General features: G+C 61.5%; 2 protein-coding genes. One reads left to right on the forward strand and one right to left on the reverse strand.

Going from position 1 to position 322, the window contains the following annotated elements; genetic code table 11:
• Positions 1-153: acyclic terpene utilization AtuA family protein (locus UK12_RS45435; protein WP_442973935.1), on the reverse strand; the 153-nt coding region annotated here is incomplete at its 3' end.
• Between the two features lie 45 nt (positions 154-198).
• On the opposite strand from UK12_RS45435, the gene UK12_RS40665 reads away from it, so the two are divergent.
• Positions 199-322 (forward strand): acyclic terpene utilization AtuA family protein (locus tag UK12_RS40665; protein WP_156179161.1); only part of this gene is annotated, 124 nt, incomplete at its 3' end.

Below are 322 nucleotides of genomic sequence, written 5' to 3' on the forward strand. Positions count from 1 at the left end.
GTCCGGAAGCTTCAACTCGGTGGGCCTGGGCAGGAGATCATCACCGGTGATCCGGTCGACGCGCAGCGCTATTCCTTGCTTGTCTGCCAATTCGTGCATTGTGTTTGACAGTCGGGTTGGATTGAGTCCGCTCGTGTTCAACATGTTTCGCATGTCTGCATCGTTCGGTGGGCAGATTCACCCTTGCATCTGCTGCAGATGCAGGAGTGCCTCGGCCTGGCGCACGAGGCGGGAGTGCGGATCGTGGTGAACGCGGGCGGGATCAATCCGGCCCGACTTGCGGACGCGCTGCACGAGTTGGCGGACGAGCAGGGAACACCGC

The sequence above is a fragment of the Saccharothrix sp. ST-888 genome (assembly GCF_000955975.1).
Lineage (GTDB): Bacteria > Actinomycetota > Actinomycetes > Streptomycetales > Streptomycetaceae > Kitasatospora.